We start from the raw sequence: 14591 nt of genomic DNA, 5'->3' as shown, positions 1-14591 counted from the left end.
GCGGTTTTGCCCGCGTCCGGCAAGGGCCACAGGATCTTTGACAGCACCGCAATTGATGATTTATAACCAGAACAAAATGTGAACATATGGAGTCGTGCATGACAACCGATTCTACATATGGGCAGGTCCTCACCCTGCCGCGGCGGCTGCCGTCGACACCCCCCGAACCGGGGGTTCTGGCCGCACACGCGCCGCTGACGGATGTCTTTCCGGGGGCCTTCGCCACGGCCCCGGCCAGTGCCTTCGTGCTGTCGCTCTTGCCGCGCGGCAAGGGGCCGGTGCTTTGGGTGCAAGACTTCCTGTCGCGGCGCGAGAATGGGGCGCCCTATACGCCCAGCCTGCGCGGTTTCGGGCTGGAGCAACCGGTGCTGCTGGTCACGGCCAGCCATCCGCGCGACGTGCTCTGGACGATGGAGGAAGGGGCGGCCTGTGCGGGTCTCTCGGCCGTGATCGGCGAGGTGCATGGCGGCCCGGAAGTGCTGGATTTCACCGCCACCAAACGGCTTTCGCTCAGGGCCGAAGCGTCGGGCGTGCCGCTTTATCTGATCCGCAGCGGCGATCCGGGCGGCCTGAGTGCAGCGCGGATGCGTTGGCGCATTTCCTCGCTGCCCTCACAGGCCCATCCATACGATGCGCAGGCCCCCGGCGCGGCCCGCTGGGATTTGGAACTGTTTCGCGCGCGTGGCCATGCGCCGGGCCGATGGGTGGCTGCCCATGACCCCGACAAAGGCCAAAGCCCCCGCGCCGCGGATCGTCTCCGTCTGGTTCCCTATGCTGACGATGGAGCGGTGGCGCCGGGTGATCGCCCAGTACCGCAGCGTGCCGGGGAATGAGGTGCCGGTCGTCTTGTCACGCGACGGGACGCATGGTCCGGTGGTCCATGGGCTGAGTGCTGCGGCACAGGCGCGGGGGATCGAGGCAGGCGCACGGGTGGTCGATGTTCAGGCCATCCACCCCGATCTGCATGTTGAACCCGCCGATCTGGAGGGCGACGAGGCGCTGATCCAACGGCTGGTGCATTGGGCGCGGCGCTGGTGTCCTTGGACGGCGCGCGACGTGGATCATGGGTTGCTGCTGGACGTCACCGGCTGCACCCATCTGTTTGGCGGCGAGGCGGCGATGCTGCGCGACATCCGGGCGCGTTTCGCGTTGCAGGGGCTGACGGCGCGGGTCGCCATGGCCCCCACCCCAGGTGCCGCGCAGGCGCTGGCGCGCTTCGGCTCGGGCGCGCAGATCTGCGGGGCTGAGGACGTGGCCACCGCCCTCGCCCCCCTGCCCGTTGCCGCCCTGCGGCTGGATGCCCAGACCACGCGGCTGCTGGACCGTCTTGGCCTCAAGACCATCGGCGCGCTCAGCGATCTGCCCCGCGCCGCGCTGATGCGCCGCTTCGCCAGCCTCAAGCCCGACCGCAACCCGCTGATCCTGCTCGACAAAGCGCTCGGCAAGGCGCCCGACCCGCTGAACGCCCCGCCGGACCACCGCCATTTCATAACCCGCAGCCGCTTGCCTGAGCCGGTGATCGACCCCGCCCCGCATCTGCCCGCGCTGGTGGATGACCTCTGCACCCTTCTGGCCCGCGCCGAGCTTGGCGCGCGGCGGCTGCGCCTGACCATCTACCGCATCGACGGCGATTGGCGCGCGCTTGGGGTCGCCACGGCGCGGGCCAGCCGTGACCCCGCGCACCTGCGCAGGCTTTTCGACGGCAAACTGGAAAACATCGACAGTGGTTTCGGCTTTGACCTGCTGACGTTGGAGGCGCTGACCAGCGAACCGCTGCCGCTGATGCAAGACCACCTCGACGGTAAACGCGACCCTTCGGCGGATGTGGCCGGGCTGCTCGACCGGCTCGCCGCCAAGCTGGGGGCAGACAAGGTCAGCTGGCCTCAGTGGCGCGAGACCCATAAGCCCGAACGGGTGGAGCAACGGGTCGACGCCCTGCACGGCACGCCTACAGCCGCACCCGCCTTGCTGCGCGACCGTCCGCTGCGCCTGCTCACCCCCGCCGAGGAGGTGCGCGTGATCTATGCCGTGCCCGAAGGCCCGCCCTCGCAGTTCAACTGGCGCCGCGTCACCTATAAAACCACGCGCCACACTGGCCCCGAACGCATCGCGCCGGAATGGTGGTGCGACCGCCCCGGCACCCGGCTGCGCGATTATTACAAAGTAGAGGTCGAGGGCGGACAGCGTTTCTGGCTCTACCGCGAGGGGGTGATCTATGACGGTCGCGGGGCCGAGCCGCGCTGGTTTCTGCATGGGCTCTTTGCCTGATGCCCGAGCAGGAAGGACATAAGCGCCGCACCTTGGGCGAAGACGGTTTTGCCGCCCCGCCGCGGGCGGACTACGTGGAGTTTGGGCTGGCCAGTTGTTTCTCCTTCCTGCGCGCCGCCTCGGACGCCGTGGACCTGATCGAGATGGCCTATCACCACGGCTATGACAGCCTCGGCATCGCCGACCACAACACGCTGGCAGGCGTGGTGCGGCTGCATGTGGAGGCGGAAAAGGCCCATATCCGCCCGCTGATCGGGGCACGGTTGTTGCTGCTTTGTGGGACCGAACTGCTGGCCTATCCGCAGGACCGTGCCGCCTATGCGCGGCTCTCGACGCTGCTGTCGGCGGGCAAGATGCAATCTGTAGACGGCGAATGGCAGCAAAAGGGTGAGACCCATCTGACGCTGGAGATGCTGAGCCAACACGCCGAAGGGCTGCATCTGATCGTCATGCCGCCCGAGAACCTTGACGTCTTTGCCGCTGGCCTGCCGCGTCTGGTGAAAGCACTGCCGGACATGCGGCATATCGGGGCCAGTTTCCTCTACCGCGGAGATGACCGGGCGCGGATCAACCAGCTCGATGCGCTGGCTCGTACACATGGCCTCAGGCTCCTCGCCACCAACGATGTGCTCTACCACGCGCGCCACCGGCGGCCCTTGCAGGATGTGATGGTGGCGATCCGCGAGGGTGTGATCGTGCCCAAGGCAGGCTATCTCTTGGCCGCCAATGCCGAACGGCACCTGAAATCGCCCGAGGCGATGGCCCGCCTCTTCGCCGACTGGCCCCATGCCATCGCCGAGACGCGCCGTCTGGCGGACCGCATCGCCTTTCGCCTCACCGATCTGGCCTATGAATACCCGCATGAAATCGTCCCCGAGGGCCGCACGCCGATGGAGGAACTGTCGCGTCTGACATGGGAAGGCGCAAAAGGTCGCTACCCGCAAGGCGTGCCCGAGGCGGTGAAAAAGACCATCGAGAAGGAATTCGCCCTGATCGAGAGCAAAAAGATCGCCCGCTATTTCCTGACCATCTATGACATCGTGCGCTTCGCCCGGCAGGACGCGCAGCCGCCGATCCTCTGCCAAGGGCGCGGCTCGGCGGCCAATTCCGCGGTCTGTTTCTGCCTCGGCATCACCTCGGTCGACCCAGCCGTGCACAACCTGCTGTTTGAGCGTTTCCTCTCTGAAGAACGCGACGAGCCGCCCGACATCGACGTGGATTTCGAGCATGAACGGCGCGAAGAGGTCATCCAATACATGTACGGCAAATACGGCCGCCACCGCGCCGGGCTTTGCGCCACCGTGATCCACTACCGCCCGCGCTCGGCCATTCGCGAGGTCGGCAAAGCGATGGGGCTGTCGGAGGGCGTCACCTCGAAACTCGCGGGCACGATCTGGGGCAGTTTCGAAGGCCAGATGGACGACGAGCGCACCCGCGAGGCCGGGCTTGACCTCTCGGACCCCTACCTGCGCATGGTGTTGACGCTGGCCAAACAGATGATCGGCATGCCGCGCCACCTGTCCCAGCACGTCGGCGGCTTCATCCTGACCGAGCGCCCCCTGACCGAGATCGTGCCCATCGGCAACGGCGCCATGCCCGAGCGCAGTTTCATCGAATGGGACAAGGACGACATTGATGCGCTGCAAATCTTCAAAGTCGATATTCTGGCCCTTGGCATGCTCACCTGTATCGCCAAATGTTTCGACCTGATCGAGGCGCATTACGACCGCCCGCTGGAACTGGCCACCGTCCCGGTGGAGGATCACGAGGACGACGCCACAGGGCGGCCCACCTACGATATGCTTTGCCGCGGCGACAGCCTCGGGGTGTTTCAGGTCGAAAGCCGTGCGCAAATGGCGATGCTGCCAAAGCTGCGGCCCCGCGTGTTCTATGATCTGGTGATCGAAGTCGCCATCGTCCGCCCCGGCCCGATCCAAGGCGACATGGTGCACCCCTACCTGCGCCGCCGTCAGGGGATGGAGAGCGTCGTCTACCCCGCCCCCGGCCCGGCCTATCCGCAGGACGAGCTCTTCAGCATCCTCAGCCGCACCTTGGGTGTGCCGATCTTTCAAGAACAGGCAATGAAGATCTCCATCGACGCCGCACAGTTTTCACCGACCGAGGCCAATGAGCTGCGCAAGGCCATGGCCACCTTCCGCTCGCGCGGGACGATTGAAAAGCTGCAGGACAAGATGGTGGGCCGGATGACCAAACGCGGCTATGACCCGGTCTTTGCGCAACGTTGTTTCGACCAGATCAAGGGCTTCGGCGAATACGGCTTTCCCGAAAGCCATGCGGCGAGTTTTGCCAAGCTGGTCTATGTCTCGTCTTGGATGAAGTGCCACTACCCCGCGGCCTTTGCCTGCGCGCTGCTGAACTCACAGCCGATGGGGTTTTACGCGCCGGCGCAGATCGTGCGCGATGCGCGGGAGCATCAGGTCGAGGTGCGCGGCGTGGATGTGAACCTCTCCGATTGGAACTGCACGCTGGAGCCCTGCGGCGAGGGCTTTGCCCTGCGGTTGGGGCTGCGCATGGTGGACGGGTTGCAGGAAAAAGCCGCCGCGCGGATCATGGACCGACGGGAGGCGCCTTTTGTCGATGTCGAAGACCTCAAGTCCCGCGCGGGGTTAGACGCCAAGGCGATCCGCCAGCTTGCCGCCGCCGACACGATGCGCAGCATGGGGATCGACCGGCGCCAAGCGCTTTGGCAGGCCCAAGGGCTGCGCGACGCGCCCGCCTTGCCGATCTTTGACCATGCCGAGGCGGCGGCTCAGGGGCCGGAGCGGGAAGTCACCTTGCCGGTGATGCCGAAGGCCGAACAGGTCGTGGCCGACTACCAGACGCTGCGCCTGTCGCTGAAGGCGCATCCGATGTCCTTCTACCGCTCCAGCCTCGCCGCGCAGGGGTTTTCTTCGGCCCGCGATCTGGCGCGGATGGGGCATGGGCGGCGGGTCAAGCTCGCGGGGCTGGTGCTGGTGCGGCAAAAGCCGGGCAGCGCCAAGGGGGTCTGTTTCATCACGCTGGAGGATGAATGCGGGGTCGCCAATCTCGTGATCTGGCCGAATATGTTCAAGCTTTACCGCCCCACGATCATGGCCGCGCGGCTGCTGGTGGTCGAAGGGCGCGTGCAGACCGACGGGCGGGTGATCCATGTGGTGGCCGATAGGTTGGAAGACCGCTCTGACAGGCTTGCTTCGCTGTCGGACGCACCGATGCCCGGCATCACCACGCGGGGAGATCACCCGACCCATCCGCTGCCCGGTCAGGTGGCGATGCATAGCCATCCGCGCGATGCGCGGGTGATCCCGAAGTCGCGGGACTTTCATTAACGAATCTTCATGTTCTTGATGAAGTGTGAGCCGCAAATTATTGAAACATAAAGATAACACATAAATTAATCATCACCAGTTGACCCTGCCAGCCCGCCTCGCTAGCCTGCCCGCAATCCGTTGGGGTGCCGCAAGGCTGAGAGGTGAAAACCGACCCATCGAACCTGATCCGGGTCGTACCGGCGTAGGGAACGGAACCACGCATCGGCCCCATGCGGCCCGTCGTTTACCCCGTATCCACACGCCCTTGGCCCATCTAACACATGGGGGCCAAATGGCGTTTCAAGCACTGACGATTGCAGGGTCCGACAGCGGCGGCGGGGCGGGAATTCAGGCCGATCTCAAGACCTTCAGCGCGCTTGGCGTTTACGGGGCCAGCGTGCTCACCGCCGTGACGGCGCAGAACACCCGCGCGGTGACCGGGGTTGAGATGATCTCTCCCCCGATGATCCGGGCGCAGATGGCGGCAGTCTTTGACGATCTGGCGATCGGTGCGGTGAAAATCGGCATGTTGGGCGATCCTGAGACGATCACCGCCGTGTCCGAGGGGCTGGCGGGCTGCGCCGCGCCTGTGGTGCTTGACCCGGTGATGGTGGCGAAATCCGGCGATGCCCTGCTCTCTGCCGCGGCGGTGGAGACACTGCGTGACCGGATGCTGCCCTTGGCCCATGTGCTGACCCCAAACCTGCCCGAGGCCGCACGGCTGCTGGACAGGCCGGAAGCCACCAATGAGGCCACCATGCTGGAACAGGGCCGCGCCCTGCTCTCGGCCGGTCCCGGCGCGGTGCTGATGAAGGGCGGGCATGGCAAGGGGGAGACCTGCGTCGATCTGCTGATCACCGCGGATGAACCCCTGCGCCTTTCCGCGCCCCGCCAGCACACCGCCAACACCCACGGCACCGGCTGCACCCTTTCCGCCGCCATCGCAGCGGGGCTGGCGCGGGGGCAGACGTTGCCGCAGGCCGTGCGGGCTGCGCATGCCTATCTGCAACGCGCCATTGCAGCTGCCGACACCCTCAACATCGGCAGTGGCCATGGCCCGGTACATCACTTCCACGCGGTTTGGCCCCATGAGTGACGTCACCATCATCGGCGCAGGCGTTGCGGGGCTTTGGACAGCGCGGGCCTGTCTGGCGCAGGGGCTGCGGCCCCGGTTGGTCGACCGCAAAGGCACGCCCGGGCCGCATGGCTGTTCATGGTGGGCGGGCGGTATGCTCGCCCCCTTCTGCGAAGGCGCGCTGAGCGAGCCTGCGGTGGTGACCCACGGGCGGCGTGCCGCGGCGAAGTGGTCTGAGATTACCGAGGTCACCCACAGGGGCACGCTGGTCCTCGCCCCGGAACGTGACCGCGCAGAAATCCAGCGGTTCGCCGACCGGACCGACGGCCACACCCCATGCGACGCCGAGGCCATCGCGGCGTTCGAGCCCGAGCTCTCCGGGTGTCATCGGCGCGGGCTGTTCTTTGACGAGGAAGCGCATCTGAACCCGCGCCAAGCCCTGCATGATCTGACCCAAACGGTCGCCGCCCATGGGGTGAAGGTCGAACCCACGCCCCTTACCCCATCCAAGGTCGCAGGCCCGGTGATCGACTGCCGTGGCATGGCCGCCAGCGCCGACCTGCCCGGCCTGCGGGCGGTGCGCGGCGAGATGATCTTGCTGCGCGCGCCTGAGATCACCCTCACCCGCCCGATCCGCCTGCTGCACCCGCGCCACCCGCTTTATGTGGTGCCGCGCGGGAACGGAATTTACATGCTGGGCGCAACCCAGATCGAAAGCGCCAGCCGCGTCCAAATGACCGCGCGCTCGGCGCTGGAACTGCTCTCGGCGGCCTATGCGCTCGACCCGCGCTTTGCCGAAGCCGAGATCATCGAAATGGGCGCCGACCTGCGCCCCGCCTTTGCCAACAACCTTCCCGGCATCGTGCAACGCGGCGCGGTGCTGCACCTTAACGGATTGTTTCGGCACGGATTTCTTATGGCACCGGCCTTGGCAGAACAGGCCGCAGCCTTTCTTGCAACAGCGACAACAGGGGATTTATTCCGTGAAAATTGAAGTGAACGGCGAAACGCGTCAAATCACAGCCACGCAGCTTGACGCGGCCATGGTGGAGCTTGGCTGGGGCGAAGCGAAAGTCGCCACCGCCCTCAACGGCAATTTCGTCCCCGCAGGCGCGCGGAGCGCGACGACGCTCAGTGACGGCGACCGGCTTGAAGTGCTCAGCGCCATGCAGGGGGGCTGAACGATGCGCGACTTTTACGGCGTTTCTCTGCCCCTGCCGCTGATGCTGGGCACCGCGCGCTACCCCTCGCCCTCGGTGATGGAGGCCGCCTTTCGCCAAAGTGCCGCCCCGGTTGCAACCGTTTCCCTGCGCCGCGAACAGGGTGCGGGTCAGGCGTTTTGGGATATGGTGCGCGGGCTTGGCGTGCATCTGCTGCCCAACACCGCCGGTTGCCATTCGGCGCGGGAGGCGATCACCACGGCGCAGATGGCGCGGGAGTATTTCGGGACCAATTGGATCAAGCTTGAGGTTATCGGCCATGCCGACACCCTGCAGCCTGACCCCTTCGGCTTGGTTGAGGCCGCCGAGGCGCTTTGCGCCGATGGGTTCGAGGTTTTTCCCTACACCACCGAAGATCAGGTGCTGGCCGGGCGGCTGGTCGATGCGGGCTGCCGGGTGCTGATGCCTTGGGGCGCGCCGATTGGGTCGGGGCTGGGGCTGAACAACCAGCACGGGCTGCGCAGTCTACGGGCGGCATTTCCGGAGGTGGCGATGGTGATCGATGCGGGCCTTGGCCTGCCCAGCCATGCCTCACAGGCGCTTGAGATGGGCTTCGACGCGGTGCTCCTCAACACCGCCGTCGCCGAAGCCCGCGACCCCGCCGCCATGGCCGAGGCCTTTGCGCTGGCCTGCCGCGCGGGCGCGCTTGCCGCCGCCTCCGGCCCAATGGGCCAGCGCGATATGGCGGTGCCCTCCACCCCCGTAATCGGAAAGGCTTGGCTATGACCCTGCCGCGTTTTTATCCCGTTTTCGACAGTGCTGCATGGGTTGCGCGGGCGGTGCCCTTGGGCGTAAAACTGGTGCAGCTGCGCATTAAAGACGCGCCACAAGACGTGCTGCGGAACGAGATCATCACCGCCCTTGACGTCTGCCGCCAGCACGGCGCGCTGTTGGTGGTGAATGATCATTGGCAGCTCGCGATTGAGCTGGGGGTCGACTGGCTGCATCTGGGCCAAGAGGACCTGGATACAGCCGACATCCCCGCGATCCGCCGGGCGGGGCTGCAGCTGGGCCTGTCGACCCATGACCATGCCGAGCTTGAGCGCGCCCTTGCCCTCGCCCCCGATTACATCGCGCTTGGCCCCGTTTATCCAACGATCCTTAAAAAGATGAAATGGACCGAACAGGGTCTCGACCGGCTGACAGAATGGAAGGCAAGGATCGGGGATATCCCGCTGTGTGCCATCGGCGGGATGAACGTCGCCCGCGCGCCGGGGGCTTTTGCCGCTGGGGCCGATACGGTGGCGGCTGTTACGGATATCACCCTGAACGCCGACCCCGAGGCGCGGATGCGCGAATGGCTCAAGGTGACGGCATGAGCCGCTACGCCCGCCAGACGATTCTGCCGCAGGTCGGTGTCGAGGGGCAGGAACGGCTTGCCGCCGCGCATGTGCTCGTCGTCGGTGCCGGGGCACTGGCGGTGCCGGTGCTGCAATACCTCGTCGGGGCCGGTGTGGGGCGCATCACGCTGGTCGATGGCGATGTGGTGGCCGAGAGTAACCTGCACCGCCAACCGCTCTACCAAATGGGCGATATCGGCAGGCCCAAGGTCACCGCCGCGGCAGAGGCGATGGCGGCGCTGAACCCGGAGGTGACGCTCACCCCGCGTGCCGAATGGCTTACCCCCGCCAACGCCCCCGGATTGCTGGCGGAGTGCGATATTGCCCTCGACTGCGCGGACACTTTCGCCGTCAGCCTGACGCTTTCGGATCTGTCTTTGGCGCAAGGCAAGCCGCTGATCTCGGCTTCGGCGCTTGGGATGTCGGGCTATGTTGGCGGCTTTTGTGGGCCTGCCCCCTCTCTCCGCGCGGTTTTCCCAGATTTGCCGCAGACGGCGGCCACCTGTGCCACGGCGGGCGTTTTGGGCCCCGTGGTGGGAGTAATCGGCGCGGCGCAGGCGCAGATGGCGCTGTCGGTGCTGCTGGGGCTGTCACCCTCTCCGCTCGGGCAGTTGATGGTCTGGGACGCCGCGCAATGGCGGATGTCGGGCTTTCGCTTTGACAGCGCTCCCGAACCTGCGTCGCCCGTAAATTTCATCGCCGAGAGCCAGATCGCCCCGCGCGATATGGTTATCGACCTGCGCGCCGAAGCGCCCGCGCCCTTCTCAGCCCAAGCGCGCCATGTCCCCCCCGAGGCGCTGCCGGACCTGCCGCTGCCCCCACACACACCGCGCATCGTGCTCGCCTGCCGCACCGGCCTGCGCGCGCATCACGCGGCCAACACCCTCCGCGCCCGCTGGCCGGGAGAAATCGCCCTGCTGGCCCTGCCCGGTGCCTGACCCTTTCTTGAACAAAACCACAAAATGGAGCCTTTCGTGAAACACATCCTTACTCCCCTCGCCCTGACATTGATCGCCGCCCCGGCCTTGGCCCAAGACAAGATGACAGTCATGCTGGATTGGTTCATCAACCCCGACCACGGGCCGATCATTCTGGCCGAGGAAAGGGGCTATTTCACCGATGCGGGGCTGGAGGTTGAACTGATCTCTCCCGCCGACCCGAACGATCCGCCGCGCATGGTGGCGGCGGGCCGGGTCGATCTGGCGGTCTCCTACCAGCCGGAACTGCATCTGGCCCAGCGCGAGGGGTTGGACCTGCGCCGCGTGGGCACCTTGGTCGAGACCCCGCTGACCTGCCTCGTGGTGCGCGCCGACGGGCCGGTCAAAGAGATGGCCGACCTCAAGGGCCGGAAAATGGGTTTCGCCGTGGCAGGCGTGCAAGAGATGCTGTTGGACGCGATGCTGAGCCACCATGGCGTGGCCCCCTCTGAGGTTGAGCAGATCAATATCGGCTGGTCGATCTCGCCCGCGCTCATGTCGGGTCAGGTCGACGGCGTGATCGGCGCGTTCCGCAATTTCGAGCTGAACCAGATGCAGATCGAAGGCCATGAGGGCCGTTGCTTTTACCCCGAAGCCGAAGGCGTGCCCGCCTATGACGAGCTGATCTATGTCGCCCATGCCGAGGATATGGACCGCGAGATGATCGCGCGCTTCCTGCGTGCCACCGAACGTGCCGCGGCCGATATCGTCAACGATCCGGCTGCCAGCGGTGAGACCTTTTTTGCCTCCGATGCCGAGTTGCGCAACGAGCTGAACACCCGCGCCTGGGAAGACACATGGCCGCGTTTCGCCACCCGCCCCGCCGCCGTGGATCATGGGCGCTACGACCGGTTCGAGGCTTTCATGCAGGAAAGCGGTGTGGTCGAGACCGTGATCCCCGCCGCTGATCTGGTGGTCGATGTCACCGCGCAGGCCAAGCCATGACGGCACCCGACTATGGCGATGCCTTTGCCGCATGGCGCAGCGGCGCCGGAGAGGCGTGGCGGGACTACACCCGCCATGCCTTTGTCGAAGAGCTGCGCGCGGGGACCCTGCCACAGGCCAGCTATCTGCATTATCTACGGCAGGACTATGTGTTTCTGATCCATTTCGCCCGCGCATGGGCGCTGGCCGCGGCCAAGGCGGAAACGCTGGATGAGATGGCCGCAGCCAGCGCCACGGTCCATGCGCTTGTTCATGTAGAGATGCCACTGCATGTGGAAACCTGCGCGCGCCAAGGCATCGACCGCGCCACGCTTGAAGCCACGGCAGAGGCACCGGGGAACCTCGCCTATACACGCTATGTGCTAGAGGCAGGCTATTCCGGTGATTTCCTTGATCTGATGGCCGCACTTGCGCCCTGTGTATTGGGCTATGGTGAGATTGGGCTGAGCCTTCGGGGCAATGATGGCCCCTATGCCGATTGGTGCGCCGTCTATGGCGGCGAAGATTACCAAGCGCTTTGCCGGGATGTTGGCGCTTTGATCGACGGCGCATTGCGGCGGCGTCTGGGCGCGGATTGGAAAACACTGCCACGCGCCAAAACCCTAAAAGAGCGTTTCAATACCGCGACCCGGCTTGAAGTCGGTTTCTGGGGCATGGCGCTTGCGCCCGCCGCACCATGACAGCGCCTGAAATTCATTTATCAGGCGCGCTGCAGGGGGCCGCTGCCCCGTTGATCGACGGGTTCGATGTCACCCTCAGGGCCGGGCAATGGAACGTGCTGCTCGGCCCGTCCGGCGTTGGAAAAACATCGCTGTTGCGCCTTCTGGCGGGCCTGCCCTCTGCCGCCCGTCTAAACGGGCGCATCGCAGCCGATGACGATCGGCCCCTCGCGCCCCGTGTCGCGATGATGGCGCAGGATGACCAGTTGCTGCCATGGGCGAGCGCCATGGAAAATGTCACCATCCCCGCCCGCCTGCGTGGAGAGCGCGCGGATCCTGACCGCGCCACTGCGCTTTTGGCCGAAGTGGGCCTCGCCGCCGAAGGGGGCCGCAAACCCGCCGAGCTTTCCGCCGGTCAGCGCCAGCGCGTCGCCCTTGCGCGCACCCTCTACGAAGATCGCCCCGTTGTCCTGCTGGATGAACCCTTCTCTGCCCTCGACGTGGTGACCCGCCTTAAAATGCAAGATTTGGCGGCGCGGCTGCTTTGCGGGCGGACTGTCGTGCTGATTACCCATGACCCTGCCGAGGCCCTTAGGCTGGCCGATCATGCGTGGATCGTGAGCCGCCAAGGGGTCACCCCCTGCAGCCTGCCCAAAGCGCATCCACCGCGCGAGATCGACGCCCCTGAAACCCTCGCAGCCCAAGCCGATCTCCTCCGCCGTATGGGGCTGGCCGCACCCGCGCAGGTCGCCTGATGGCGCATGTGGGGCATAGACTATGGCGCGGCGCGGTATGCTTTGCGCTTGCTTTGGCGTTTTGGCAGCTCGTGGTCACCCTCAGCGGGGTGCCGCGTTTCATCCTGCCGGGGCCATGGCTTGTCGTGCAGGCGCTGGGCGCGAATGCCGCACTGCTGTGGCAGAACGCGCTGTGGTCGGCGGGCAATCTAGCGCTTGGGTTGAGCGTGGGGATTTTTCTGGGCATTGAGACAGCGCTGCTGCTGACCCTTTCGCGCCGCGCGCGCTGGCTGCTGCGGCCGATGCTGGTGGTGGCCCAAGCCGTGCCTGTCTTCGCCCTCGCCCCGGTGATCACCCTCTGGCTTGGCTACGGCATGCCGTCCAAAATCGTCACCATCGCGCTTGTCACCTATTTCCCCATTGCCTCTGCTCTCTTTGACCGGCTGATGGCGCTGCCGACGGGCCTGAGCGATCTGTCGCGTCTCTCTGGCGCCAACCGTTGGCGCGAAACGCTGCTGCTGCGCCTGCCCCATGCGGTGCCCGGCCTGATCTCGGGCCTGCGCCTCGCGGTGGTTTACGGCCCCCTTGCCGTGCTGATCGGCGAATGGGTCGGTTCCTCCCGCGGCTTGGGGCATCTGATGCTGATGGCCAATGGCCGCGGCCAGACCGCTCTGATGTTCGCGGCGTTGATCGTTCTGGCGGCGCTGTCTTTGCTGCTGTGGACCGCGGTCGAAGCACTGGCCCGCTGGGCAGCACGGCGGTTTTATCTGTAAGAGGCTGCGATCTGGGGCATGGTGGCGGAGGAGGTGGGATTCGAACCCACGGTACGCTCTCACGCACGCCGGTTTTCAAGACCGGTGCATTCGACCACTCTGCCACTCCTCCGCAGCACGCTCCTCCTAGTGCGCCCAGATTGATTCGGCAAATGCACATTTTCACACCCAGACCCCTGCTGCCCCTTGGGGAAATTCGCCGATCTGCCCTGCGCGGTCTTTTCAAGGGCCGCTCGGTCGGGTTACTCTGCGCCAAAGCCCCTTTCAGTGGGGCGAAGGGCGTGCCGATCCAACGGCGCGACATTCTCGCGGGACATGGGTCGCGGCGCGCGACGACAGCAGGCAAGGACATCAAAGGCATGAGCAGGGACAATCAACCGTTGCGCATCAAGAAAAGCCGCGCAGCGGGCTTGGGCGTGGGCATTCTGGCGCTTGGTTTGCTGGCTGGCTGTGAAGGCGGCGATTTCAAACTTCCCTTCGGCGCGAATGAGGGCGCCAGCGCCCCGCGCAGCACCTCGACCAAACTGGTCGAGCGCGATGTCGAAGCACCTGAGGTGTTCTCGGCCACGGATGAGGGTCTGTGGGACGGGCGCCCTTCGCTCGGCGGGGTCTGGGTCGCGCATCCAGACGTGACCGAGCCTGAGCGCGTGATCGTGCGCAATGAGGCGAACGGCAAATTCGTGATCGGCGCGCTGTTTCGCCGTGAGCGGGAACTGCCCGGCCCGAAATTGCAGATCTCTTCGGACGCTGCCGCCGCACTTGGCATTCTGGCGGGCGCCCCGGCGCCGCTGAACGTGACCGCCCTGCGCCGCGAAGAAAGCGCCGCCCCTGAGGAAAGCTTTGAGGCGGAAAACACCGGCGATGCTGCGGGCACGCTTGCCGCCCCTGCCCCCGTGACGGCCACGGCGTTGGAGCCTGCCGCGACCGCGTCGGCCAGCACAGCGGCCAATTCTGCGGCCACCGCCACAGCCAGCACCACCCCGGCGGCCAAACCGCCAGTCGCCGCGGCCCCGAAACCGGCGCGAACGGCGAGCGGTGCCAAACTGTCCAAACCCTTCGTGCAACTGGGCATCTTCAGCGTTGAGGCCAATGCCACCCGCACCGCCAAGCAGATGCGCGGCGCTGGCATGGTGCCCACCGTCAAGGAAAGCGCGATCAACAACAAACCCTTCTGGCGCGTGGTGATCGGCCCCGCCACAAGCCAATCCGAACTCGACGCCCTTCTTAAGAAGGTCAAAGCTGAGGGCTTTACCGACGCCTATGCCGTGTCGAACTGACAAACCGGAGGA

14 protein-coding genes, 1 tRNA gene and 1 riboswitch are annotated in these 14591 nt (G+C 65.9%); of the genes, 14 read left to right on the top strand and 1 reads right to left on the bottom strand.

The annotated features are described in order from the left end of the window. Nucleotides 1–98 precede the first annotated feature (98 nt). From J3456_RS09340 to J3456_RS09280, 13 genes are all read left to right on the top strand, one after another. Nucleotides 99–833 (top strand): ImuA family protein, encoded by a 735-nt coding sequence (locus J3456_RS09340; RefSeq protein WP_349579939.1) that lies wholly within the window; start codon nucleotides 99–101, stop codon nucleotides 831–833. Beyond that, nucleotides 781–2268, top strand: coding sequence for a Y-family DNA polymerase (locus J3456_RS09335; protein ID WP_349580034.1), 1488 nt, complete (start codon nucleotides 781–783; stop codon nucleotides 2266–2268). Before J3456_RS09340 ends, J3456_RS09335 begins: the two co-directional genes overlap by 53 nt. Continuing rightward, nucleotides 2268–5597 carry an error-prone DNA polymerase gene (locus J3456_RS09330; RefSeq protein WP_349579938.1) on the top strand — a complete coding sequence of 1110 codons (3330 nt, stop codon included), beginning with the start codon at nucleotides 2268–2270 and terminating at the stop codon, nucleotides 5595–5597. The genes J3456_RS09335 and J3456_RS09330 overlap by 1 nt, the downstream gene beginning before the upstream one ends. 111 nt (nucleotides 5598–5708) lie before the next feature. Next, nucleotides 5709–5805: riboswitch (TPP riboswitch) on the top strand. Between the two features lie 66 nt (nucleotides 5806–5871). After that, nucleotides 5872–6675 carry a bifunctional hydroxymethylpyrimidine kinase/phosphomethylpyrimidine kinase gene (gene thiD / locus J3456_RS09325; RefSeq protein WP_349579935.1) on the top strand — a complete coding sequence of 268 codons (804 nt, stop codon included), beginning with the start codon at nucleotides 5872–5874 and terminating at the stop codon, nucleotides 6673–6675. Continuing rightward, entirely contained in the window at nucleotides 6668–7648 is a 981-nt protein-coding gene (locus tag J3456_RS09320) for an FAD-dependent oxidoreductase (RefSeq protein ID WP_349579934.1), read from the top strand. The genes thiD and J3456_RS09320 overlap by 8 nt, the downstream gene beginning before the upstream one ends. Next, nucleotides 7638–7835 (top strand): sulfur carrier protein ThiS, encoded by a 198-nt coding sequence (gene thiS, locus J3456_RS09315; protein WP_349579933.1) that lies wholly within the window; start codon nucleotides 7638–7640, stop codon nucleotides 7833–7835. The genes J3456_RS09320 and thiS overlap by 11 nt, the downstream gene beginning before the upstream one ends. Before the next feature lie 3 nt (nucleotides 7836–7838). Then, nucleotides 7839–8600, top strand: a complete 762-nt coding sequence (locus tag J3456_RS09310) for a thiazole synthase (protein ID WP_349579932.1) — start codon at nucleotides 7839–7841, stop codon at nucleotides 8598–8600. Next, on the top strand, nucleotides 8597–9193 hold the full coding sequence (locus tag J3456_RS09305; RefSeq protein WP_349579931.1) for a thiamine phosphate synthase: 597 nt from the start codon (nucleotides 8597–8599) through the stop codon (nucleotides 9191–9193). The genes J3456_RS09310 and J3456_RS09305 overlap by 4 nt, the downstream gene beginning before the upstream one ends. After that, complete coding sequence (locus tag J3456_RS09300; protein WP_349579930.1) at nucleotides 9190–10152, top strand: ThiF family adenylyltransferase; 963 nt, start codon at nucleotides 9190–9192, stop codon at nucleotides 10150–10152. Before J3456_RS09305 ends, J3456_RS09300 begins: the two co-directional genes overlap by 4 nt. 36 nt (nucleotides 10153–10188) lie before the next feature. Continuing rightward, complete coding sequence (locus tag J3456_RS09295) at nucleotides 10189–11136, top strand: ABC transporter substrate-binding protein (protein WP_349579928.1); 948 nt, start codon at nucleotides 10189–10191, stop codon at nucleotides 11134–11136. Then, nucleotides 11133–11816 carry a TenA family protein gene (locus J3456_RS09290; RefSeq protein WP_259949337.1) on the top strand — a complete coding sequence of 228 codons (684 nt, stop codon included), beginning with the start codon at nucleotides 11133–11135 and terminating at the stop codon, nucleotides 11814–11816. The genes J3456_RS09295 and J3456_RS09290 overlap by 4 nt, the downstream gene beginning before the upstream one ends. After that, the gene (locus J3456_RS09285) at nucleotides 11813–12550 is read left to right on the top strand and encodes an ABC transporter ATP-binding protein (RefSeq protein WP_349579926.1); all 738 of its coding nucleotides are present in this window, start codon (nucleotides 11813–11815) and stop codon (nucleotides 12548–12550) included. The genes J3456_RS09290 and J3456_RS09285 overlap by 4 nt, the downstream gene beginning before the upstream one ends. Continuing rightward, complete coding sequence (locus tag J3456_RS09280; RefSeq protein WP_349579924.1) at nucleotides 12550–13302, top strand: ABC transporter permease; 753 nt, start codon at nucleotides 12550–12552, stop codon at nucleotides 13300–13302. The genes J3456_RS09285 and J3456_RS09280 overlap by 1 nt, the downstream gene beginning before the upstream one ends. Nucleotides 13303–13324: 22 nt before the next feature. Here the strand turns inward: J3456_RS09280 and J3456_RS09275 are convergent. Next, nucleotides 13325–13414: transfer RNA gene (locus J3456_RS09275), tRNA-Ser, on the bottom strand. Between the two features lie 247 nt (nucleotides 13415–13661). Here J3456_RS09275 and J3456_RS09270 point away from each other — a divergent pair. Then, entirely contained in the window at nucleotides 13662–14579 is a 918-nt protein-coding gene (locus J3456_RS09270; RefSeq protein ID WP_349579922.1) for an SPOR domain-containing protein, read from the top strand. Nucleotides 14580–14591 lie beyond the last annotated feature (12 nt).

Source organism: Sulfitobacter sp. NFXS29 (assembly GCF_040148765.1).
Lineage (GTDB): Bacteria > Pseudomonadota > Alphaproteobacteria > Rhodobacterales > Rhodobacteraceae > Sulfitobacter.
Note: the sequence above shows the minus strand (reverse complement) of the source record. Positions and strands in the feature narration are given on the sequence as shown.

Bases quoted from the DNA above. Each gene is read 5' to 3' on its own strand.
- J3456_RS09340 (WP_349579939.1), top strand. From the start codon at position 99: ATGACAACCGATTCTACATATGGGCAGGTCCTCACCCTGCCGCGGCGG.
- J3456_RS09335 (WP_349580034.1), top strand. From the start codon at position 781: ATGGAGCGGTGGCGCCGGGTGATCGCCCAGTACCGCAGCGTGCCGGGG.
- J3456_RS09330 (WP_349579938.1), top strand. From the start codon at position 2,268: ATGCCCGAGCAGGAAGGACATAAGCGCCGCACCTTGGGCGAAGACGGT.
- thiD (WP_349579935.1), top strand. From the start codon at position 5,872: ATGGCGTTTCAAGCACTGACGATTGCAGGGTCCGACAGCGGCGGCGGG.
- J3456_RS09320 (WP_349579934.1), top strand. From the start codon at position 6,668: ATGAGTGACGTCACCATCATCGGCGCAGGCGTTGCGGGGCTTTGGACA.
- J3456_RS09310 (WP_349579932.1), top strand. From the start codon at position 7,839: ATGCGCGACTTTTACGGCGTTTCTCTGCCCCTGCCGCTGATGCTGGGC.
- J3456_RS09305 (WP_349579931.1), top strand. From the start codon at position 8,597: ATGACCCTGCCGCGTTTTTATCCCGTTTTCGACAGTGCTGCATGGGTT.
- J3456_RS09300 (WP_349579930.1), top strand. From the start codon at position 9,190: ATGAGCCGCTACGCCCGCCAGACGATTCTGCCGCAGGTCGGTGTCGAG.
- J3456_RS09290 (WP_259949337.1), top strand. From the start codon at position 11,133: ATGACGGCACCCGACTATGGCGATGCCTTTGCCGCATGGCGCAGCGGC.
- J3456_RS09285 (WP_349579926.1), top strand. From the start codon at position 11,813: ATGACAGCGCCTGAAATTCATTTATCAGGCGCGCTGCAGGGGGCCGCT.
- J3456_RS09280 (WP_349579924.1), top strand. From the start codon at position 12,550: ATGGCGCATGTGGGGCATAGACTATGGCGCGGCGCGGTATGCTTTGCG.
- J3456_RS09270 (WP_349579922.1), top strand. From the start codon at position 13,662: ATGAGCAGGGACAATCAACCGTTGCGCATCAAGAAAAGCCGCGCAGCG.